Here is a 21,060-nt window from a genome sequence, read left to right on the forward strand (position 1 = left end):
GCTCGGCGGCGGCACGGGCGGCGGCCTCGGCCTCGCGGGCGCCGATCTCCTCCAGGGCCTCGCGGCGCCGGCGCTCCAGCTCGACGGTGGTGTTCCGGGCGGCGGCCAGCTCGGCCAGCAGTTGCTCGCGGCGCAGCCCGGCGGCGGCCACCTCGTCCTGCTGGGCGGCCAGCCGCCGCTCCGCCCCGGCCTTGGCCGCGCCGACCTCGGCGGCGGCCTTCCCGGCGGCCTCGGTGGCGGCCCGGGCGGCGGCGGAGGCGCCGCGGGCCGCGGCCGCGGTGGAGGTGGCGGCGTCCAGGATCTGCCGGGTGCGCTCGCTGACCTGGCCGACCGCGGCGACGCGGTCGCCCGCGTCGCGCGCGCCGTGGGCGCCGAGCAGGGCGTTGAGGGCCGACAGTTCGGCACCCGCGCCCTGCCGGTACGTCTCGGCCGCGAGCCGGGCCGCGTCCTCGACGGCGGCCGCCCGCTCGGTCTCGGCGGCGGCGGCGCGCCGCGCGGCGGCGACCTCCTCGGCGCGGGCCCGGGTGAGGGCGAGCCGGGCGCCGTTGTAGGCCTCGACGGCCTGTTCGGCGGTGCGCCCGGCCCGGTCCAGCTCGGTGCGGGCGGCGGTGAGCGCGGCCTCCAGGGCGGCGGCCGAGGAGGCCTTGCCCTCGGCCTCGGCCCGGGCCCGGTCGATCTCCTCGGTGGTCGGGTACGGGTCCTCGCCCACGGCCCGGCCGGCCGTCGGTTCGGGGTCGGCCGGGGCGGCCTGGGCGGCGGGGAGCAGCCCGAGCAGGGCGGTGAGGGACAACAGGAGGGTCGGCAGGATCCTGCGCGCCACGCGACATCCCTTCTGACGGGTCCGGAGGGGACGGCGTCGGACGGCGCGCGGCGTACGGGCGGTCGGCGGCCCGGGGGTCGGCGGGGATCCGATGAATCATCCCATCACGTGACAGAACGGTCACATGATGCTCATGTTCTCAATTCCGGCGGCCTTCACGCCCGGAAAGTGCTCCGCCGGTCGGGTGACCATCGGATGATCTGACCAAGCCTCGGCTCCGGCCGGACAGCGGGGCGGGCGGGAAAACGGACGGGGACACAAGCCGGGACCCGGACCGGGACCCGCGCGCAGGGGGCGGGCTACCGGCCGATCCGACGGGTGCGGGTGCGCAGCCGGTGGTGCCGCTCCGGCCGGCTCTCCAGCCCGGTCGGCCCCACCGCGAAGACCCGACTGCGCCCGGCCCGGACCGTACGACGGCGCTGCTGCGCCAGGCGGGAGCGGTCCGGACCGGCCTCGGCCGACCCGAGCGCCGGGTCCGCCGCGCCCCGGGCCGTCCCGGCGGCGGCCGCCGAACGGCGGTCGGCCAGCCGGGCCTGACGGCGGGCCAGCGCCCGGGCAGCGTGCGCGTCGAGGTGGGCGCTGGCCCGGGCGGCCATCCGCTCGGCCACCCGGTGCGCCGCCGGGTGGTTGGCGGGCACCTTGTCGGGGGCGCCGGCGATCAGGTCGAAAAGCCAGGTGCGGGCCCGGTCCGCGCGCCGGTGCAGCAGGCGCTCGCGCCGCAGCGCACGCGCCCGGCGGCGGGGGCGCGTGGCGTACCGCCAGCGGGCCCACGGGCTGCTCGGGCGGGCCAGCCGGATCGCCCCGATCCAGGACAGACCGGGGACCATGATCCCGAGCAGGCCGGTCCACACCTTGCCCTTGAGCAGGGTGATCACCGAGGCCAGCGAGTTCACCGAGATGATCGTGATCAGGCCCCACCTGGTCTCCTCGCCGGGCACCACGCCGAGCGGCACGTACCCGACCAGCAGCAGGGAGGTGAACAGGATGCCGAAGATCACCGCGTCCACCGATTTGCGGCCCTGTTCGCTCCAGTACACGTCGTCCAGGTGCAGGATCAGCGCGAACTCGTCCAGCACCAGACCGCAGCCGATGCCGAAGGCCAGGCCGAACACGTCGATCCACGGGTGTCCGCCGTAGGTGGCGAACACCCCGATGCCGCCGAGCAGCAGGAAGCCCAGGCCGAACACCATGTGGTGGATGTGCAGGCCGCCCGGGGTCACGTTGCCCGGCCACCAGCGCACCTGGGCGCGGATCATCCGGACGCTGAACCGGATGAAGACGAAAGAGGTGATGAATCCGACCAGCAGCAGGAACAGCGGTTGCTTGTGCGCGGCGACGATGTGCTCGCGGTAGCCGTCCAGCAGTGTCGTCATGGGTCTTACCTTCGTTCCTGGTCCTGCGTCCTGCCTGCCGTGACGTGGCCCGGTGGCCGGGGCCGGGGCCCGGGGACCGCATCACCCCGGCACCGGCCCGACGTCCGGCCCGACGTCCGGTCAGAACCCTCGAGTGCGCTTGGCCGCCCGGCGCGGCACGACCGGGTAGAGCGACGGGCGCTCGGCGCCGACCGGCAGTTTCAGGAACAGCCGGGCGATCTCCCCGCCCAGGTTCACCCCGACCGCCAGCGCCATCGCGATCGCCGCCGCCCGGAAGACCGACACCAGGCCGGCGCTGGAGTGCCCCTGGGCGAAGGCGAGCATCCCGAGGTAGAGCGCCGAACCGGGCATCAGCGGACCGATCGCGGCGGTCACGTACGGCAGCGCCGACCCGTTGCGGTAGCGCGCCATCAGCTGGCCGAAGAGGCCGACCAGCCCGGCCGCCACGCCGGTCGCCGCGATCGGGTTGACACCCGCGTTGTACACCAGCGCACCGTAGCTGGCCCAGCCGATGCCGCTGTTGACGGTGACCAGGGCCAGCGTGCGGCGGTCGGTCTGTAGCAGCGTCGCGAAGGCCAGGGTCAGCAGCATCGCGGCGATCATCTGGACCGGCGGGTAGTTGACGCCCACCAGGCTCTCGTCCGGGCGCAGGTTCGCCTCGAAGCCGACGCCCAGGTAGAGGATCACCATCACCCCGATCACGATGCCCGCGACCAGGTAGATCACTTCCAGCAGGCGGGCCGCGGCGGTGATGTAGAAGCCGGTCAGGCCGTCCTGCACGGCGGCGACCAGGGCGCGCCCGGGCAGCAGGGCGAACAGGCCACCGGTGATCACGACCGAGCCTCGCAGGCCCCAGTCGTTGAGCGAGAGGATGATGCCGGAGGCGGCGGCCGGCATCGCGGCCGCCACGAACTGGTAGAACTCCGGCAGCCGGCGCCGGGCCAGCGCGGAGGCCAGCCGGTCGCCGAGGACGGCCGCGACGAAGGCGCTCGCGAACACCAGCCAGGCCTTGTCGTCCACCCGCCCGCCGACCAGGAAGGTCGCCGCGCCGGCCAGCAGACCGGTGGTCAGGGCGAGGAACCAGGCGGGGTACGGGTGCCGGTTGCGGCGGATCAGCGCGAGCCGGCGGTAGGCGTCGTTGACCGTCACGTTCTCCGCGGTGATGTCCGCGACCAGCGCGTACACCGCGTCGAGCCGGGTGTAGTCGGAGGTCCGGCGGCGCACCACGCGGTCGGCGGTGACCGGCGGCTCGACCAGCGAGGGCTGGTACGAGATGCCGATCAGGGTGAAGGTGACCTGCGGCTCGCAGCGGTCCAGCCGGTAGGCGTGCGCGATGCCGAGCATCGCCGCCTCGACGTCCTCGGCCGCCTCGCCGCTGGCCAGCAGCAGCTCGCCGATGCGTAGCGTCAGGTCGAGGATGCGCGGGACGTTGCGGGTGACGGACGCGGAGGGGTGCATTTCGCGGGCGGTGCGCTCGAAGGCGGGCCGCTCGGACATCGGGGTGCGCAGCAGGGTGCGCATCCGGTCCGGCCAGGGCGCCTCGCCGGGGGCGCCGGTGGTGAGGTCCGGGACCGGGATGCCGGTGGGCGGGGTGTAGCCGGCCGCCCGCCACTCCTCGGGGGTGAGGGTGTCCTCGGCGACCGAACGGCGACGGGCCGGGCGCTCGGTCTCGGCCCGTCCGGTCGCGGCGCGGACCGCCGGCCCGGGTACCGACTCGGGTACCGGCTCGGGCTGGGGCTCGGGCTCGGGGGCCAGCAGGCCCTTGGTCTCCGGAACGGGCAGCGCGAGCGGGACGACGGTGGTCGGCTCGACCGGCGGGGCGGGGTAGCCGAGCAGGCCCTCGGTGGGCGGGGCGTCGGCGGGGTGCACCGGCTTCGGGGGTGTCTGCCGCGCCTGCCGAACCGCCCTGCCCCCCCTGGCCCGCTTGCCCGTACCCGGTCGGCCCCGCTTAGGCACTTCCGCTCCTTGCCACCCCTGGCGGCCTCCGGCCACCGCTCGATCTCGGGTTACACCTTGCCTGATCGAACAGCCGGACGCACATGTACGCGGCGTCCCGTGGCCGGAGCGGCGGACGCCTACCCGGCGCGGTGGCGGGTGGCGGACGCCGCGCCGGAGCGGCGCGCCCGCAGCAGCTCGATCGCCACCGGGATCACCGAGACCAGCACGATGCCGACCAGGATGGCCTCGATGTTGTCCCGGACGAACGGGATCTGCCCCAGGAAGTAGCCGAGCACGGTGACGCCGCCGCCCCACAGCACGCCACCGACCAGGTTGAACACCACGAAGCCGCGGTAGTTCATCCTGCTCACCCCGGCGACGATCGGGGTGAAGGTGCGCACGATCGGCACGAAGCGGGCCAGCACGATCGCCTTGGGGCCGTGCCGGTCGAAGAAGGCGGCGGCCTTCTCGACGTTCTCCTGCTTGAAGACCCGGGAGTCGGGACGGCGGAAGAGGCTCGGGCCGACCTTGCGGCCGAAGAGGTAGCCGACCTGGTCCCCGGCCACCGCGGCGACCACGATCAGCGCGCAGACCAGCCAGAGCGGCTGGTGCAGGTAGGTGCCGCCGGCCACCAGCAGGCCGGTGGTGAACAGCAGCGAGTCACCCGGCAGGAAGAAGCCGATCAGCAGACCGGACTCGGCGAAGACGATGGCCAGGATGCCGATCAGGCCGAAGGTGGAGATCAGGGTGGTCGGATCGAGCCAGGACGGGCCGAGGGCGAGGCTGGTCACGGTGCGGGCACTCCGGGAGGTCGAGTCTTGGCAATGAAAAAGTAAAGCATTGACAAAGACTCGGCTGGAGGCGGAATGGTTCCCGGGCCGGCCCGCACACGGCGGGGCGCGGAGCGCGCGGGACGGCCGGGAACGCGCGCGGCCCCGGCGGGGGCCCGGGAGGGGCCGGCCCGCCGGGGCCGCGCTGTCGGGGACGGTCAGAGCCCGTAGCGCTCGACGATCTCCTCGTGCCGGGCCGGGGCCGCGCCGGCCGCCTTGGCCAGCTCCGCCCAGGCGAGCGGGTGGGCCCAGCCGTCGGTGAGCCGCAGCAGCAGGGCGTCGGCCTCGGCGGCCGAGGCGGTCGGCGGGACGCCGAGGGCCGCGTAGACACCGGGCAGGGTGTCGCCGCCGTCCGCCGGGTCGGTGATCCGGTACTGCTCCCCGCTGTACACCCAGACCGCGTACCCCGCCCCGTGCAGCTCCTCCCGCAGGGCCGACCACGACTCGTCGCCGGGCCAGCCGCCGTCGATCCAGTAGGTGGTGTACCCGGCCGGGTCGAGCAGGGTGAGCAGCTCGAACACCGGGCGCCAGCGCTGCCGCTCCTCCTCGGGCGCGTCCTCGGCCGGCGGGCGCTCCAGCAGGGCCGGGGCGAAGACCACCACGTCGCCGTGGTTGAGCGTCAGGTCGTCCCCGAGCACGGGCAGGATGCGGGCGGTGGCCGGGCCGGTCCGCAGGGCGGGCAGGTCGGACGTCGCGCCGTTGGTGCGGGTGGCCCGAATGGTGACCAGCTGCCACTCCTCGTCCACCGGGCCCTCGGGCTCGTCGAACTCGATGTCGAGCAGCGCGCCGGTGGAGCGGACCACCGCCCAGTCCCGGTTGGCGGTGGCCGCGGTGATCAGGTGCCACAGGTCCGGCTCCCGGACAGCCCGGTGGCCGTCCTCCTCGGCGGAGTCCTCGGCGGTGTCCTCGGCGGAGCCCACGGCCGGCGCCGCGCGCTCCAGCAGTTCCAGGTACATCCGCTGCGCGGTGGCGTGGTCGCCCAGCTCGGTGGCGGCGTGGGCGGCGAGGCGACGGGTGTTGATCACCTCGTCGTCCAGCACCAGGATCGCCCGGCACTGCTCCAGCGCCTCGGCCCAGCGGCCCTCGGCGGCGGCCCAGCGGGCGCGTATCCAGTGCCCGTCGGCCGGGGCGGAGGCGGCCACCCGGTCGGCGAGGCGGCGAATGCCCTCGGCGTCCCGGGCCTCGATCAGCATCTCGCCGAGCGCGCCGGTCAGCTCGCGATCGGCCGGGTCGTCCTCCAGGTGCCGCCACAGCAGGTCGGCCGCGGCGCGGGCGTGGCCGAGGCCGCCCAGCACGGTGGCCAGGAGCACCGCCAGTCCGGTGGCGCCGGCCTGCTCACCCCGGTACCGGTCCAGGGCGACGGAGAGCAGGTCGGCGCCGGTCTCGTAGGGCACCCGGACCTCGGCCAGGTGCGCCGCCAGCTCGCCCGGCGGGACGGGCAGCTCGGGCTCCGGCAGTGCCTCGGCGGCCGCGCGCAGCGCCGCGACCTGCTCCGACACGCCTTCGGTGCGCCGCAGCCGGGTGAGCTTGCGCTCCCCGGTCGCGGCGAGGGTGAGTGCCACCGTACGGGCACCACGGGCGAGCGCGAGCCGCCCCGCCGCCAGCAGCAGGTCCACGCACGGGCGGTGCGCGCCGACGCCGTCCAGGTAGCCGACCCAGCCGGCCAGGACGGCGCCCAGTTCGGCGTCGTTCTCCCGGGCCCCGGCCGCGACCAGCAGCTCGACCGTCTGCGTCCAGGCGGTGCGCAGGTCGGCGTGCCGTTCGGCCTCGGCCCGCTCGGGCAGCAGGGCGAGCGCCTCCTCGGTGCGGCCGAGCGAGGCGAGCGCGCGGGCCCGCAGCAGGGCGCCCCAGCGCTGGTCGCGCTCGTCCAGCCGGCGCCCCTGCGTCTGCTCGGCCCGCTCGGCGGTCGCCAGCAGCTCCAGCACCTCCTCGTGCCGGCCCAGCAGGTGCAGGGTGCCGGCCCGGGCCTGGTGGAAGCGGAGCGAGACCGGCTGGCCGGCCGCCCGCATCCGGTTGGCCGCGGAGTCCAGGTGGTCCAGCGCCTCGGCCGCCCGGCCGTCGTCCTCCAGGGCGTCGGAGTACTCGCGGGACAGGCAGTCGTAGCAGGCCCGGTCGGGCTCGATCCGGTCCAGCGTCTCGCCGACCACGGCGAGCCGCTCGGCCACGTACCCCGGCCCGTCGACCCGGGCGTGGCAGATCGCGAAGTCCTGCACCACGCAGACGGACTGCGGGCAGTTCGCCGTCTCCTCCCGGTGCGCGAAGTCCAGCAGGTCGACCGCCTCGGGCAGCACCGCCTCGCCCTGCTGGCGCTTGTTCAGCAGGTTCTGCATCCGCCAGTGCCGCAGGTAGACCTCGACCCAGGGCAGGCCGAGCGCCCGGGCGGCGGCCACGGCCTCCGGGTAGAGCGCGTCGAGCTGCTCGTTTCGCCCCTCGGTGGCGTGCTCGGGCAGCTCGACGATGGCGTCGGCGAGCCGGTGGTGGCCGGCCTCGGCCAGCTGCCGGTGGGTGTCGCGCACCCAGGCCCAGATGTCGGTGGTCATGCCTGCTCCCCCTGCGTCGTGCTGATGAGGTGTCTACCGCACCCCACTGACAATCCGTCCGTCACCGCTCCTCCGAGAGCGCTCCGGGGCTGTCCGGGACCTCCGGCAGACCGGCCGGGACGGCGGCGGTCAGGGCGGACACCGCGGTGCCGATGCCGGCCAGCGCGGCGGTGAGGTCGCCCTCGGACGGTCCGGACGAGGCCGCGGCCATGATCACCTTGATCGAGCGGAGCAGGCCGGCGGCGGTCGCGCTGCCGGTGTGCCCGCCGCGGTAGGCGGCCAGCAGGTCCCGGACCGCCGGGCTGGCCAGGTTGAGGTAGAGCCGGGCCCGGACCTCGCCGTCGGTGCGGGCGGTGAAGGCGCGGGCCAGCCGCAGGGCGGCCGAGGGTATCCGGGCGTCCGCCCGGTCGTCCTCGATCCGGGCCTTCAGCTCGGCCTCGCGGTCCGGCACCAGCACCAGCGGCAGGCCGGGCGGGTCGAAGCGGGCCGGGACGAGCTGCTCGCCCGGGTCGGCGAGGGCGCCGGCCAGCCAGGCCGACTCGTGCTCCGGCAGCGGGCGCTCCGGGTCGCGGAACAGCTCGCGGTCGCCCTGCTCGCTGCCCAGCTCGACCACCCGGCAGCCGCGCAGCTGGGCGTAGCGGCGCAGGAACGGCAGGACGGCGTAGCGGTCGCCGCGGGCGATCGGCACCCGCATCGCCCGGTACAGCATCTCCTCGAAGCCGCCGCCGCTGCCGAGCGCGACGTGCACCGCGCCTCCTCCCGCCGCGCGCAGCGCGCCGGCCGTGAGGTCGCCCTGCGAGGTGGGCACCGGGACGTCGTCGGCGAGCAGGGTGAACAGCCGGTCGTCGCAGAGCGCGGCACCGAGCAGGTCGTTGCCGTGCCGGGCGAGGATGCGGCGCCACGCGGCGGGCCGCAGCCGGGCGGTCTCGTAGAGGCCGTCCACGATGGCGTCGGCGAGGGCCTTGCGCAGCCCGTGGTAGTGCTCGTCGCGCTGGAGGTCCTCGCGGCTGGCGGTGGGGGTGAGCCGGTTGGACTCGACCACGCCGCCGATGAACCCGGCCCAGCGGGGCAGCAGGTCGCGGGCGTCCTCGGCGAGCAGCATGCCGCGCAGGTAGACGGCGAGGTCGCGGTTGTCGCTGCTGCCGTAGGTGCCTCCGTCCTGGACCCAGAGCAGGCCGACCGCGTCGGTGACGTCGTCGACCGGGTGGACCGGGAAGGCGGTGAGCGGCTCGAAGCGGCGGCCGAAGGCGGCGGCGAAGCGCATCCGGGCGGCGTACCGGTCGCCGTCGGAGGGGTGGCGCCAGGGCACCTCGACGGAGTTGACCGGCTGCTCGTCGTCCCCGAGGTGGACCGGGACCGGCAGCAGCACGCAGTAGCGGGTGAGCACGTCGCGCAGCACGTCCTCGTCGGCGAGGTGGGCGTGCTCGGCCTTGAGGGTCAGCTCGACCACCGTGCCCGGGCGGGGCCGGGCGGGCACCGGCTCGACCCGGTACTGCTCGCCGCCGCGGCTGCGGTAGCGGTGGCCGAGGTGCGGTTCGCGGTGCGAGGTGGTGGTGACGGTGACCTCGTCGGCGACCGAGAAGGCGGAGAGGAAGCCCAGGCCGAAGGCGCCGATCAGCTCCTGGTTGCCGGTCAGTTCGCGCAGCATCCGGGTGTAGCCGGTGCCGACGGTGGCCAGGTAGGAGTGGATCTCGGGTTCGGTGAGGCCGGCGCCGGTGTCCTCGATGGCGACGGTCCGCCGGGCGGCGTCGGCGCGCACCCGGATCAGCGGGCGGTGGTCGCCGTCCGGGTCCTCCAGGAGCCGGCGGGTGTGCGAGTCGTGCGCGTTCTGGACGAGCTCGCGCAGGGCGACCAGCGGGGTGGAGTAGAGGTGGGTGGCGAGGACGTTCACCAGGCCGCCGAGATCGACCTCGGTCGTGCGCAGCTCCTCGGCGGGGGTGGGCTCGGGCGGGGCACCATCAGACATGGGTCCCCAGTGTGCCAGTGCGACTATCTGGCGACCATTTCTTTCTTCTTCGGCACCCTCCTGACGGAATACCGTCAACTCCGAATTGACCGATCCTCCCCCATCGGGGGAATTGCCACCCGTTCGGTGGAGTTCGTCCACCGCACTGGTGAATGCTGAACCGGCGACGTACGTACGGCGAGCCGCCCGGCCCCGCAGGCCACGGCGCCCCGGAGCGGCCACCCCGGACGGCGCCACAATCCGCACTTCTCGCCAGGGAGACCAGCGTGTCCCGTATTCGCGCAGCCGCCGCCACCGCCCTCGGGGCGTTCCTCCTCGCCGGCGCCGGCGCCGCCACCGCGCACGCCGACAGCGGCGCCGGCGCGACCGGCCCCTCCAACGGCAGCGTGGTGAGCGGCGCGGGCTCCGGCAACATCATCGGCGACGTCCACGGAAACGTGGTCAACACCCAGCAGACGGCCACCGGTTCGGGTGCGGGCAACCAGAACAACGACCTCGCGGTGACGGGCAACGGCGGAAGCGTCGGCGGCACCCAGAACAACAGCGGGAGCACCGGCACCCCCCAGGGCAACGGCGGGAACTCCCGGGGCACCGGAGGCACCGGAGGCAACCGCTAGAGCGCCCCTCCCCCGGACGTCCCCAGCACCGCCCGGCCGAGCCGCAGCAGGCAGTCCCCGAGGTCCGGCCTGGTGCTGTGCGGACGGTTCCGCACCCCGTCGTTGACCAGCGCGAACAGCGCGTGCACCCGGATCCGGGCGGCCGCCGGGTCGAGCCCGGGGTGCACCTGCCGCAGCAGGCCGACCCAGGTGCGCAGGAAGTCCCGCCGGAAGTCCACCGCGGCCCGGCGGTCCGGCGGGGCCAGCCGCTCCGTCTCGCTCAGCATGGCGCCCAGGTAGTCCCCGTTGCGCAGCGCGAAGCCGACGTACGCGCCCAGCCCGGCCTCCAGCGCCTCCCCCGGCCCGGCGGCGGCCGTGATCGCGCCGTCCACCTCGTGCCAGAGCCGCTCGCGGCTGCGCACCAGTGAGGCGGCGAGCAGCTCGGCCTTGCTGTCGAAGTGCCGGTACACGCTGGGGCCGGATATGCCGACGGCGGCGCCGAGTTGGTCGGTGCTGACGTTGTCGAAGCCGCGCTGGTGGAACAGCCGGACGGCCGCCGCGAGCAGCTCCTCCCGGCGCGCCCGCGGCCTGGGCTCCGGCGCCGGCCCGGATGCAACCTCCCGCGCCGCCGGCACCGGCCCGGCGCAGGGGCCCGCGGCCGTACCGTCCAGGGGGACCGCCAGGACGGCGGCGACCATCCCGCGCAGCAGCGCCTCGGCCCGTCGGGGCTGCGGCACCGCCGACTGGTAGGACAGCCCGGCGCAGGCCGAGAGCGCCGACCAGCAGAGCAACTCGGCGTCCCCGGCGGTGAGTTCCGGCCGTTCCACGCGCAGCACCGCGACCATCAGGGCGACGTCGGCGCGCAGTTCACGGCGCAGCGCCGCCCGCCGGGCCGGCGACAGCAGCCGGGCGTCGCGCTGCACCAGGGTCCCGAGCGGGCGGTGGCCGACGGCGACGGCGGCCAGCGCGGCGCCGAGGTCGGCGGTGGTGCGGGCCGGGCGCAGGCCTTCGGCGAGTGCGTCCAGGCCCAACCGGACGGCCCGGTCCAGCAGTTCGGGCTTGCCGCGGAAGTGCCGGTAGAGCGCGGGCGCGGTGATGCCGACGCCGGCGGCGACCTCGGTCATCGAGACCTGGTGGTAGCCGCTGCGGTGGAAGCGGTCGGCGGCCACGGCCAGGATCTGGGCGCGCCGCCCGGGCGGCCGTCGGACCACCATGGCGAGCCTCCCTCCCCTTCGGCCGGGCACCGGCCCGGCACTGGTCCCGCACCGGCCCAGCACTGGTCCGGCACCGGTCCGGCACGGCGCCGGCCTCTGGAACGGGACCGTGACCGGCGTCGACGGAAGGCTAGCAAGGATTCACTTCGCACCCCCGCCGACCGCGCTCCCCACCGGCTTTCCGCGCCCGGCCGACTCTGGACAGCCGAAGCTACCCCGGATTAACTTGTGGAGCCACCACCAGGCAGGTTCCGCCCCGGCCGGCAGCCCCGGCCGGCGCCGTCGAAGGGAGCGCCGCCGTGCGCCGCACCGTGTTCAACGAGGACCACGAGGCCTTCCGGGAGACCATCCGGGACTTCATCGCCAACGAGGTCGTCCCGGTCTACGAGAGCTGGGAGGCCGACGGTCACCCGCCGCGCGACTTCTACCGGCAGCTCGGCGAGCTCGGCGTCTACGGCATCGAGGTGCCGGAGGAGTACGGCGGCGCGGGCGAGAGCGGCTTCAAGTACCAGGCGGTGATCGCCGAGGAGACCGCCCGGGCGGGCGTGAGCTTCGGCTCCTCCGGCGTGCACACCGGCCTGGTGCTGCCGTACCTGCTGGAGTACGCGAACGAGGAGCAGAAGCGGCGCTGGCTCCCCGGTTTCGTCTCCGGCGACATCATGACCGCGATCGCCATGACCGAGCCGGGCGCCGGCTCCGACCTCGCGGGCATCTCCACCACCGCGCGGCTCTCCGAGGACGGCACCCACTACGTCCTGAACGGCGCCAAGACCTTCATCACCGGCGGCGTGCTGGCCGATCTCGTCCTGGTGGTCTGCCGCACCGCCCCGTACGACCCGGAGAACCGCCGGGCCGGGCTGTCCATCCTCTGCGTGGACACCGCCTCCGCGGGCTACACCGTCGGCCGCAAGCTCCAGAAGATCGGCCTGCGCACCTCGGACACCGCCGAGCTGGCGTTCAGCGACGTCCGGGTGCCGGTGGAGAACCTGCTCGGCGAGGAGGGCAGGGCCTTCTCCTACCTGACCCACAACCTGGTGCAGGAGCGGCTGGCGATCGCCGTCGGCGCGTACGCGGCGGCCGCGGCGGCGGTGCGGTTCGCGGTCCAGTACGTCAAGGACCGCAAGGTGTTCGGCAAGGCGGTGGCCGAGTTCCAGAACACCAAGTTCACCCTGGCCGACTGCGAGTCCCAGGTGGTGGCGCAGCAGTCGATGGTGGACCGGGCGCTGGAGCTGTACCAGCAGGGCGAGCTGACCGTCGCGGACGCGGCCGCGGCGAAGCTGTTCTGCACCGAGTCGGCCTCCACGGTGATCGACAAGTGCCTCCAGTTGCACGGCGGTTACGGCTACATCCTGGAGTACCCGATCGCCCGGCTCTACACCGACAACCGGGTGTTCCGGATCTACGGCGGCACCAGCGAGGTCATGCGCAGCATCATCGCCAAGTCGCTGGGCCTGTAGGGCCGTTCGGGTCCGCCGGCACGGCGGGCCGCCCTTCCGCGGCGGCCCGCCGTGCTGTTCGCCGGCCCGGCGGGCGGGCTCAGTTCGGTGAGCTGTGCTCGGCGCGCCAGGCCTCCCAGCCCGCGCTGGACGCCACCTTCGCTTCCCGCAGGGCCCGCTGGGCGAGCGCGGTCGGCGGGGTGTCCAGACCGCGCACCCAGCTGCGGCCGGCCGCGATCAGCGCCGCGCACACCACCACCGTCCCGGTCGCGCTGAGCAGCGTGCCGATCGCGGTGAGCGCCACGCCGCCGGTCAGCAGCGGGCGGTTGACCTGGAACCCGGAAATGACTTTGTCGTTGGTCGCCATGCCTCCACGATGCGGGCAGTCGGCGGAGCCTGCACCTCGGACCGCCCGGCCGCGGTACCTCCGGGTGCGGGGCGCCCGGGCGTCCGCGACCCTGGGCTCACGGAGTGCGCCCGGAGCCAGGAGGAGGCGCGGTGCCCGATCTCGAACAGCTCGCCGTGGAGCACGCCGCCCGGGCGGCGGAGAGCCCGCACGGGCGCAGCGCCCATCTGGTCCTGCACGACGGGATCCTGCGGCAGACCGTGATCGCGCTGACCGCGGGCACCACGCTGGACGAGCACAACCCGCCCGCCGCGGGCAGCGTCCAGGTGCTGCGCGGCCGGGTGTCACTGACCATCGCCGGCCGGCGGCTGGAACTGCCGGTCGGCCACCTGGAGCCCGTCCCGCAGGAGCGGCACGGGCTGCTGGCGCACGTCGACTCGGTGGTGCTGCTGACCGCCGTCACCGCGTAGCGGGCGAGGGCTCCACGGGGGCGGGCTCCGAAGCGGGAGAGGGCTCAGTAGCGGGAGAGGGCTCCACGGGGGTGAACACGCTGTCGCTGACCAGCCGCAGTCCGCGCAGGAAGTCCTGCCCGCTGGGCGCGAGCTCGGGCGCGGCCAGCCACTGGGCGCAGTAGCCGGCCAGCAGGGTCTGGTAGAAGGACCCGCGGGCGACCTCCTCCGCGGTGTCCGGCACCTCGGGCAGCCCCTGGAACACCGCGGCCAGTCCGAGCCGGCCCTCCTTCTGCGCCGCCGCGAAGGCGTCCGCCAGGTCGGGGGCGTGCCCCGCCTGGGCGAGCGCCTCGAACTGGGCCGCCCAGAGCCCGCGGTGCTCGACGAAGACGTCCCGCAGGCCGTCCCAGACGGCCGCGAAGCGCACCTCCGGGTCGTCCGACACCTGGTTGGCGGCGATCACCACCGCGCCCAGGGCCTCCCCCATCTCCCCGATCGCCTCGATCATCGCCGCGTTGAGCAGCGCGTCCTTCGAGCCGAAGTGGTAGCCGATCGCGGCCAGGCTGACGCCGGAGGCGGTCGCGATGTCGCGGGCGGTGGTGCGGCCGTAGCCCTTCTCGTACAGGCAGCGCTTGGCGCCGCCCATCAGGTCTTCGCGGTTTCCCATGCCCTGATCCTACGGAAGCCATGGACGAATGTCTCGCACATTTGTCTTACTCGCTCGTACGTCTTGCACGAGCGACTTGCACATACGTACTAGACAAGCGTCTGACTCATCCGTACCGTCTTCCCCATGACCGCAACCACCGGCCGCGCAGGCCGACGCGAATGGATCGGCCTGGCCGTCCTCCTGCTCCCGACCCTCGTCCTCACCATGGACATGGGCGTGCTCTTCTTCGCCGTCCCGTACATCTCCACCACGCTGGCGCCGAGCGGCACCCAGCAGCTGTGGATCATGGACATGTACTCGTTCCTGCTGGCCGGACTGCTCATCACGATGGGCGCGCTGGGCGACCGGATCGGCCGCCGCCGACTGCTGATGATCGGCGCCGCCGGCTTCGCGGGCGCCTCGCTGCTGGCCGCCTGGTCGCACGACGCCGACCAGCTGATCGCGGCGCGTGCGCTGCTCGGCGCCGCCGGGGCCACCGTGATGCCCTCGACCCTCGCGCTGATCCGCAACATGTTCCACGACCCCAAGCAGCGGCAGATCGCGCTCGGCGCCTGGGGCGGCATCCTCACCGCCGGGGCCACCCTCGGCCCGGTCGCCGGCGGGCTCCTGCTGGAGCACTTCTGGTGGGGCTCGGCCTTCCTGCTCGCCGTCCCGGTGATGGCCCTGGTGCTGCTGGCCGCACCTGTCCTGCTCCCCGAGTACCGCTCCACCGGCCGCACCGGCCGCTTCGACCTGCTCGGCGCCGTGCTCTCGCTGGCCGCGATCCTGCCGCTGGTCTACGGCGTCAAGACGATCGCCGTCGAGGGCTGGAGCCTGCTGCCCGGGCTGGCCGTCCCCGCAGGACTGCTGCTGGCCGGCGCCTTCGTGCGGCGCCAGCGCACCGCCGCGAACCCGCTGCTCGACCTGAGCCTGTTCCGGATCCGCACCTTCAGCGGCGCGATCAGCGTCAACAGCATCGCGATGTTCGCGATGATGGGCTTCTCCCTCTTCACCTCGCAGTACCTCCAGCTGGTCAAGGGCATGAGCCCGCTGACCGCCTCGCTCTGGTCGCTGGTGCCGAGCCTGGGCGTCGGCGCCGCGGTCGGGACCAGCTCGGCGCTGGCCGGGAAGGTCCGCCCGGCGGTACTGATGGGCGGCGGCTTCCTGGTCGGCTCGGCGGGCTTCGCGATGATGACCCTGGTCGGCCCGCACTCCCCGCTGGCGCTCATCCTCACCGCGGCCGGCGTGCTGGCCGCCGGGACGGTCGGCACCATGACGATGACCGCCGAGATGGTCGTCTCCGCCGCCCCGGTCGAGCAGGCCGGCGCCGCCTCCGCCACCTCCGAGACCGCCGTCGAGCTCGGCAGCTCGCTCGGCATCGCCCTGCTCGGCGCGGCCGGCGCCGCGGTCTACCGCCACCGGCTGGACGGCGCCCTCCCGGCCGGCATCGACGGCGAGGCCGCCCGGACCGCCCAGGACACCCTCGGCGGAGCGGTCACCGTCGCCGCCCACCTGCCCGGCCGGCTCGGCGCCGACCTGCTGGAGACCACCCGCGCCGCCTTCACCGACGGCCTGCACGTCGCGGCCGTGGTCGGCCTGGTCTTCGCCCTGGGTGCCGCCGTCCTGGCCTACCGCCTGATGCGCCACCTCCCGGCCGCCGCCCCCGCCACCGCCCCGGAACCCGCTCCGGAGCCCGCCGCCGTCTGACCCGTCCGACCCGTCCGACCCGTCCGACCCGATCCACGCGAGTCATCGAGAGCCCCCGCCCATCCCGGGCGGGGGCTCTCCGCCGTCCCGGGAGCCGCCCCGGGAACCGCCCTCCCGCCCCCGCGCAGCGGTCCCGCCGAGCGCCCGAGCGCCCCCGCGCCGCGCCTCCACCCGGGGGTGGACCGCGCCGGGTCCACCCCCGGGTGCGTGTGCCGGCCGCCCGCCGGGGGGACCGTGGAAGCACACCTCGGATCCGACCGCCGGGAGCCCCTCATGTCCCTGCCCGCCCTCCTCTCCCTCCTCGGCGTCCTCTGCTGGGTCGCCTACGAGTTGCTGCTGCGCCGGCGCGAGGACACCGCCGCCGGCACCTGGCACGCCGACCGCCGCGACCGCGGGTCCACCCGGCTGCTGCTCGGCTGCTACGCCCTGTCGGTCCTGCTCGTGGTGCTGTTCGACCGCGCCGGGATCGGCGAACTGCCCTCCTGGGCCGCCTGGTTCGGGGTGGCCCTGGTGGTCGCCGGGCTGGCGCTGCGGGCCTGGGGCATGCGCACCCTGGGCCGCTACTACACCCGCACCCTGCGCACCGTGGACACCCAGCGCCTGGTCCGCACCGGCCCGTACCGGCTGATCCGGCACCCCGGGTACGCCGGCAGCCTGCTGGTCTGGGTCGGCTACGCGGTCGGCACCGGCAGCTGGGCGGCCGCCCTGGTGGTCGCGGCCCTGCTGCTCACCGCGTACGGCTGGCGGATCTCCGCCGAGGAGCGGCTGCTACTGGACGCCTTCGGGAGCGAGTACGCGCAGTACCGCCGGGTGACGAAGCGCATGGTGCCGTTCGTCCACTGAACGCCCCGACGCGGTCGGCCGGGTGTGAGCTTCGGCACCCGCGTCCGGCCGGGCCGGTGCCGCCGCGCTCGCGATCCGCTCGAACGGCACCTGGTTTTTGGCCAGCGTTTCCCGGCTGGTGTATCCGTTCGCCGTCAGGTACAGGCATACTGGCCAGCACGGGCGCTAGCGCCCGCCATGACTCCTGACAAGAAGGGACCGGTGGCCAGGGATGCTGCGGAACGGTCTTGAGCCCTGGCACATTCTCGTGGTGCTGGCGGTCGTAATCCTGCTGTTCGGATCGAAGAAGCTGCCCGAGATGGCCCGTGGCCTGGGCAAGTCCATGCGCATCCTGAAGGCCGAGACGAAGGCCATGCGCGAGGACGACACCCCGGCGGACGCCGCGGCCGGCACCGCACAGAGCACCGCCGCTCCCCAGCAGGGCGCCACCGCTCCCCAGCAGAGCGCCGACCGCCCGGCCGTCACGCCGACCAACGTGACCAAGGCCACCGAGACCAAGCGGCCCGAGACGACCGCCTGAGTCCGCCCCCCTTCCTCCGGAAAGCCCCTGGTGAACCGCCAGGGGCTTTCCGCGTTCCGGGGCCGGCGGGGCCTTCCGGCGTCGGCGGGGCGCGAGGCCCCCGGAGACCCGCCGAAACGGAGCGGCCGCGCCTGCGGCGGCAGGCGGCCGGTACGGCGACGGCGCGGGGCTCGCCCGATCGGACCAGGCGGGCGAGCGGACGGGCCCGGGCCCGGGGAGGCTGGGCGGGATGTCCGAGAACCCTCCGCCCCCTACCGACCTGCGAGCCTGGCTCTGGCTGCTGATCGCGTCGACGCTGCTGATGGTCGGGTACTTCACGCTGCCCCTGGAGTGGCTCGGCGAGCGCCGGCCGGTGCTGAGCTGGCTGGTGTTCGCGGGCGCGCTGGTCGGGCTGACCTGGCTGATGCTGGCCAAGATCGTGGGGGTGATGCGGGGAACGGCCAAGCGGCCGGTGGTCTGGCTGGCCTTCCACATCTTCCTGGCGCTGACCATCTTCGCGGGGACGTACTACGTGATGGGCGCGCACAAGTCGGAGTTCGCCGGGCTGGAGACCCGGCTGGACGCGCTGTACTTCACCGTGGTGACGATGGCGACGGTCGGGTACGGGGACATCACCCCGGCCGGGCAGACGGCGCGCCTCGTGGTGGTGCTGCAGATCGGGTACAACTTCGTGTTCCTCGCGGCGGCGGCCGGAACGGCGTCCCGGGCGGTCCGGGGGAACGTGGAGCGACGGATCCGACGGCAGGACTGAGGCCGGCGCGGACGGCAACGGACGTCCGCCCGGCACCCCTGCGCCCACCCCGTCGACAGGCCTTTCCGGCAATCCGCCAAAATCCCTTGTTTCTTTGACAGTTGACCCCTCACCGCCGCCCCGTCGAGGGCAGTGGGTCGAACGCCGGCACCCGGCCGGCACCACGCTCCGGCCAACCGGGCTGCCCGGATCCGCGAGGGCGCCGTACCCGTAAAGTGACCTCACGAAATTCTCAGGTTTTCGCTCGGCCGGACGACGCGTTCCGCGGCGGCCAGGGAGACGAAGAAGTCCGGGAGGGCCCGTGGAAGGTCATGAGGTACGCAAGCTCGCCGAGCTCGAAGACCGGCACTGGTGGTACAAGGAGCGGCGGATACTGCTGGGCCGGGAGCTCGCCAAGTTCAGCAAGGCGGGCACCGCGCTGGACATCGGGGCCGCGGGCGGTGGCAACACCCGGGTGCTGAGGGCGAACCGCTGGAAGCCGATCGCGATCGAGTACGGGGAGGAGGGCGCCCAGGTGGCCCGTGACCGCGGGCTCACCGTGATGCGGGCCGACGCCCGCAGGCTCCCGGTCGCCGACGGCGCGATCGACCTGGTGGTCGCCTTCGACGTGCTGGAGCACATCGAGGAGGACGACGCGGCGATGGCCGAGATCCACCGGGTGCTGCGCCCCGGCGGGGTGGCACTCATCGCGGTGCCGAGCGACATGAGGCTCTGGTCGGCGCACGACGTCGCGGTCGGCCACGTCCGCCGCTACACCCGCGACACCCTGCGCGAGGTGATCGTCGGCAGCGGCTTCACCATGGAGACCCTGGACAGCTGGAACGTCCTGCTCCGCCCGGCCGCCGCCTGGCGCCGGAAGAAGAGCACCGGCAGCGACCTGGACGACGTTCCGGCCTTCATCAACACCGCGCTCAGCACGGTGATCGCCGCCGAGCGCTACCTGCCCGTCCAGGGCCTGCCGGGCGTCTCCCTGCTGACCCGGGCCCGCAAGCCCGTCACCGCCGCCCGGTAGGCGCCACCGGGGTTTCCGTCGGCCCCTTGCCGCGCAAGGGGCCGACGGGCGTGCGCCCCGACGTTTCCGCCGACCGCTCCGCGGAGCCCCCGCCGCTCGGGAAGTCGGCCCGGCCGACTTCCCGTGCCCTCGCCCCTCGGATGCCGGGGCTGCCGCGGTCGGTGCGGTCGGTGCGGTCGGCCCACAGCACTGTCCACAGGCTGTGGACAGTGCTGTGCACTCAGGACGGAACCCTCACCCGCGACGAAGGGCACGAGTCCGCCTCCGCGAAGCCGGCAGCTGACGGCCGGAGCCGGTGGCAGGCGGCCGGGCCCGTCAGTCGTCCTGGAGATCGACGGCGGTGTGCAGGGTGGCGAACAGGGCCGAGAGACGGGCGTTCCAGTTGGCGTACGTCGGGACGTCGATGGCGTGCTTCTTGCCCATGTCCTTGACCACCTTCTGGGCGTCCTTGAGCTCCTGCGCGGCGTCGTCCGGGTTGCCCTCGTTGAGGCGCGCGGCGGTGGTGTCGAGGATCCTCAACAGGTCGGTCTGTTTGTCCCGCTCCCTGCCGACCTGGGCCTGGGCGACGGCTTGGCGGAAGGCCTGGATCTGCAGCGCTGCGGGCTGGTTGCGCGGGACGGCCTGGGTGGGGGCCGGGGGCGCGGACGGCGCCACCGAGCTGCTGGTGGGCGCCGCCGAGGCCGCGGAGGCCTTCGGGGTGGGCGTCGTGACCGGGGCGGTGGACGGGGCGGTGGCCGCGGCGGGCTTGGCGGCGGCCGCGTTGCCGGCCGGCTCGTCGAAGGCGGTGAGGGCGAGCGCGGTGACGCCGGCCAGGCCCACCACGCCCAACACCCCGAACACCAGCGGCTTCCGCCGGTTGCGGGCAGCCGTGTTCCCGGGCGCGGGCCCGGGCCTCGGGACCGGGACGTAGGCGGGAGCCGCCGGGGCGGGGATCGGCGCCATCACCGAGGTGGCGGCCGGCGGCTGGGGCGGCAGCACGGTGGTGTGCTGCTGGTTCGGCGCCGGGAAGTGGGGCACCGGCGGCAGCAGCTGGGTGGCGGCCCCGCCCGCGTTCGCGAGCAGCTCCGCCGTCGGGTCGGCGACCATCAGCCCCGGTACGGTGCCGAGGAGTTCGGCCCGGGCGGTGGCCGCGTCGGCCGGGCGGTCGGCCGGGTTCTTGGCCAGCAGCCGCAGCACCGCCGCGTCCAGCGCGGGCGGCAGGCCCTGGCGGCGGACGGACGGCGGCAGCGGCTGCTCGCTGACGTGCTTGAAGGCGATCGCCACCGGGGTCTCGGCGGTGAACGGGGTCGCGCCGGTGAGCATCTCGGTCAGCACGCAGCCGACCGCGTACAGGTCCGTCCGCCCGTCCAGTTCCGAGGCGGTGGCCTGTTCGGGCGAGAGGTAGGCGGCCGTGCCGAGCACGCTCGCGGTCTGGGTCAGGTTGCTGGAGGAACCGGCCCTGGCGATGCCGAAGTCGACGACCTTCACCCCGCCGTCATCGGTGATCATGATGTTCCCGGGCTTGATGTCCCGGTGCACCAGCCCGGCCGCGTGCGCGACCGACAGCGCCTCGCAGACCGCCGCCGCGATGCCCACGGCGCGCTCCACCGGCAGCGCCTGCTGCTCCGCCAGCAGGGCGGCCAGCGAACGGCCGTTGACCAGCTCCATGACGATGAACGGGGTGCCCTGGTCCACGCCCGAGTCGAAGACCATGACGATCCTCGGGTGCGCCAGCATGGCCGCGTGCTGCGCCTCGCGGCTGAAGCGCTCGGCGAAGCGGGGGTCGTCGGCGAGTCCGCCGTTGAGGACCTTGACGGCCACCTGACGGCCCAGCACCCGGTCCGTCCCGCGCCAGACGGTGGCCATCCCGCCGACGCCGAGCAAGTCGACGAGTTCGTAACGCCCGTTCAGCGCCCGTCCGATCACCTGGAGCTCCCCTCACGTGCCCTGCCCGGGGTCCCGGGCCGCCTCGTGCACCTGTGCACGATAGCCGCACCGCCGAACGCGCCGACCAGGGGCGGAGGGTGGCGGTCGGGGGACCGGGCAGCGGTCCCCCGGCCGCCGGCACGGGGGTGCGGCCCGCCCTGACTG

At 74.5% G+C, this 21,060-nt stretch carries 17 protein-coding genes and 1 pseudogene; 8 read left to right on the top strand and 10 right to left on the bottom strand.

The genetic code is table 11. The annotated features are described in order from the left end of the window. From ACWGJO_RS36065 to ACWGJO_RS36090, 6 genes and pseudogenes are all read right to left on the bottom strand, one after another. Positions 1-820 (bottom strand): annotated as a pseudogene (locus ACWGJO_RS36065) (hypothetical protein); the annotation flags it as partial. Positions 821-1,119: 299 nt separating this feature from the next. Next, positions 1,120-2,193, bottom strand: coding sequence for a hypothetical protein (locus ACWGJO_RS36070; RefSeq protein WP_452189932.1), 1,074 nt, complete (start codon positions 2,191-2,193; stop codon positions 1,120-1,122). 120 nt (positions 2,194-2,313) lie between these two features. Continuing rightward, positions 2,314-4,062 carry a threonine/serine ThrE exporter family protein gene (locus ACWGJO_RS36075; protein ID WP_452189933.1) on the bottom strand — a complete coding sequence of 583 codons (1,749 nt, stop codon included), beginning with the start codon at positions 4,060-4,062 and terminating at the stop codon, positions 2,314-2,316. A gap of 206 nt (positions 4,063-4,268) precedes the next feature. Continuing rightward, entirely contained in the window at positions 4,269-4,922 is a 654-nt protein-coding gene (locus ACWGJO_RS36080) for a DedA family protein (RefSeq protein WP_359910387.1), read from the bottom strand. A 197-nt stretch (positions 4,923-5,119) separates the two neighbouring features. Continuing rightward, entirely contained in the window at positions 5,120-7,501 is a 2,382-nt protein-coding gene (locus ACWGJO_RS36085; RefSeq protein WP_452189934.1) for a hypothetical protein, read from the bottom strand. Between the two features lie 61 nt (positions 7,502-7,562). Next, positions 7,563-9,467: an ATP-binding protein gene (locus tag ACWGJO_RS36090; protein WP_452189935.1), complete on the bottom strand. Its 1,905-nt coding sequence runs from the start codon at positions 9,465-9,467 to the stop codon at positions 7,563-7,565. 266 nt (positions 9,468-9,733) lie between these two features. Here ACWGJO_RS36090 and ACWGJO_RS36095 point away from each other — a divergent pair, with 266 nt between their 5' ends. Next, positions 9,734-10,084 (top strand): hypothetical protein, encoded by a 351-nt coding sequence (locus tag ACWGJO_RS36095; RefSeq protein WP_452189936.1) that lies wholly within the window; start codon positions 9,734-9,736, stop codon positions 10,082-10,084. Here ACWGJO_RS36095 and ACWGJO_RS36100 read toward each other — a convergent pair. Continuing rightward, positions 10,081-11,277 carry a TetR/AcrR family transcriptional regulator gene (locus ACWGJO_RS36100; RefSeq protein ID WP_452189937.1) on the bottom strand — a complete coding sequence of 399 codons (1,197 nt, stop codon included), beginning with the start codon at positions 11,275-11,277 and terminating at the stop codon, positions 10,081-10,083. The two genes, ACWGJO_RS36095 and ACWGJO_RS36100, sit on opposite strands and share 4 nt — an antisense overlap. Positions 11,278-11,576: 299 nt before the next feature. Between ACWGJO_RS36100 and ACWGJO_RS36105 the strand changes: the two genes are divergently transcribed. Beyond that, the gene (locus tag ACWGJO_RS36105; RefSeq protein WP_387689043.1) at positions 11,577-12,734 is read left to right on the top strand and encodes an acyl-CoA dehydrogenase family protein; all 1,158 of its coding nucleotides are present in this window, start codon (positions 11,577-11,579) and stop codon (positions 12,732-12,734) included. A 79-nt stretch (positions 12,735-12,813) separates the two neighbouring features. Here the strand turns inward: ACWGJO_RS36105 and ACWGJO_RS36110 are convergent, their stop codons facing one another. Then, positions 12,814-13,080: a hypothetical protein gene (locus ACWGJO_RS36110; RefSeq protein WP_452189938.1), complete on the bottom strand. Its 267-nt coding sequence runs from the start codon at positions 13,078-13,080 to the stop codon at positions 12,814-12,816. Between the two features lie 131 nt (positions 13,081-13,211). On the opposite strand from ACWGJO_RS36110, the gene ACWGJO_RS36115 reads away from it, so the two are divergent. Further along, positions 13,212-13,529, top strand: a complete 318-nt coding sequence (locus tag ACWGJO_RS36115) for a cupin (RefSeq protein WP_452189939.1) — start codon at positions 13,212-13,214, stop codon at positions 13,527-13,529. Here the strand turns inward: ACWGJO_RS36115 and ACWGJO_RS36120 are convergent. After that, on the bottom strand, positions 13,519-14,175 hold the full coding sequence (locus ACWGJO_RS36120) for a TetR/AcrR family transcriptional regulator (protein ID WP_452189940.1): 657 nt from the start codon (positions 14,173-14,175) through the stop codon (positions 13,519-13,521). The two genes, ACWGJO_RS36115 and ACWGJO_RS36120, sit on opposite strands and share 11 nt — an antisense overlap. 126 nt (positions 14,176-14,301) lie before the next feature. On the opposite strand from ACWGJO_RS36120, the gene ACWGJO_RS36125 reads away from it, so the two are divergent. The 5 genes from ACWGJO_RS36125 (at position 14,302) to ACWGJO_RS36145 (ending at position 18,990) form a co-directional block, all read left to right on the top strand. After that, positions 14,302-15,864: an MFS transporter gene (locus ACWGJO_RS36125; protein WP_452189941.1), complete on the top strand. Its 1,563-nt coding sequence runs from the start codon at positions 14,302-14,304 to the stop codon at positions 15,862-15,864. A 273-nt stretch (positions 15,865-16,137) separates the two neighbouring features. Continuing rightward, positions 16,138-16,707 (top strand): methyltransferase family protein, encoded by a 570-nt coding sequence (locus ACWGJO_RS36130; protein ID WP_452189942.1) that lies wholly within the window; start codon positions 16,138-16,140, stop codon positions 16,705-16,707. A gap of 211 nt (positions 16,708-16,918) precedes the next feature. After that, entirely contained in the window at positions 16,919-17,227 is a 309-nt protein-coding gene (gene tatA / locus ACWGJO_RS36135; RefSeq protein WP_359910355.1) for a Sec-independent protein translocase subunit TatA, read from the top strand. Between the two features lie 229 nt (positions 17,228-17,456). After that, positions 17,457-17,978, top strand: a complete 522-nt coding sequence (locus ACWGJO_RS36140) for an ion channel (protein ID WP_452189943.1) — start codon at positions 17,457-17,459, stop codon at positions 17,976-17,978. A gap of 301 nt (positions 17,979-18,279) precedes the next feature. Further along, positions 18,280-18,990 (top strand): class I SAM-dependent methyltransferase, encoded by a 711-nt coding sequence (locus ACWGJO_RS36145; RefSeq protein ID WP_452189944.1) that lies wholly within the window; start codon positions 18,280-18,282, stop codon positions 18,988-18,990. Positions 18,991-19,305: 315 nt separating this feature from the next. Here the strand turns inward: ACWGJO_RS36145 and ACWGJO_RS36150 are convergent, their stop codons facing one another. After that, complete coding sequence (locus tag ACWGJO_RS36150; RefSeq protein ID WP_452189945.1) at positions 19,306-20,895, bottom strand: protein kinase domain-containing protein; 1,590 nt, start codon at positions 20,893-20,895, stop codon at positions 19,306-19,308. Between the last annotated feature and the right edge of the window lie 165 nt (positions 20,896-21,060).

The sequence above is a fragment of the Kitasatospora sp. NPDC054795 genome (genome assembly GCF_053611565.1).

What these genes read in the sequence shown, in the direction of transcription:
- ACWGJO_RS36070 (WP_452189932.1), bottom strand. Translation starts at nt 2,193, where the DNA reads ATGACGACACTGCTGGACGGCTACCGCGAGCACATCGTCGCCGCGCAC.
- ACWGJO_RS36085 (WP_452189934.1), bottom strand. Translation starts at nt 7,501, where the DNA reads ATGACCACCGACATCTGGGCCTGGGTGCGCGACACCCACCGGCAGCTG.
- ACWGJO_RS36090 (WP_452189935.1), bottom strand. Translation starts at nt 9,467, where the DNA reads ATGTCTGATGGTGCCCCGCCCGAGCCCACCCCCGCCGAGGAGCTGCGC.
- ACWGJO_RS36100 (WP_452189937.1), bottom strand. Translation starts at nt 11,277, where the DNA reads ATGGTGGTCCGACGGCCGCCCGGGCGGCGCGCCCAGATCCTGGCCGTG.
- ACWGJO_RS36110 (WP_452189938.1), bottom strand. Translation starts at nt 13,080, where the DNA reads ATGGCGACCAACGACAAAGTCATTTCCGGGTTCCAGGTCAACCGCCCG.
- ACWGJO_RS36120 (WP_452189940.1), bottom strand. Translation starts at nt 14,175, where the DNA reads ATGGGAAACCGCGAAGACCTGATGGGCGGCGCCAAGCGCTGCCTGTAC.
- ACWGJO_RS36125 (WP_452189941.1), top strand. Translation starts at nt 14,302, where the DNA reads ATGACCGCAACCACCGGCCGCGCAGGCCGACGCGAATGGATCGGCCTG.
- ACWGJO_RS36130 (WP_452189942.1), top strand. Translation starts at nt 16,138, where the DNA reads ATGTCCCTGCCCGCCCTCCTCTCCCTCCTCGGCGTCCTCTGCTGGGTC.
- tatA (WP_359910355.1), top strand. Translation starts at nt 16,919, where the DNA reads ATGCTGCGGAACGGTCTTGAGCCCTGGCACATTCTCGTGGTGCTGGCG.
- ACWGJO_RS36140 (WP_452189943.1), top strand. Translation starts at nt 17,457, where the DNA reads ATGTCCGAGAACCCTCCGCCCCCTACCGACCTGCGAGCCTGGCTCTGG.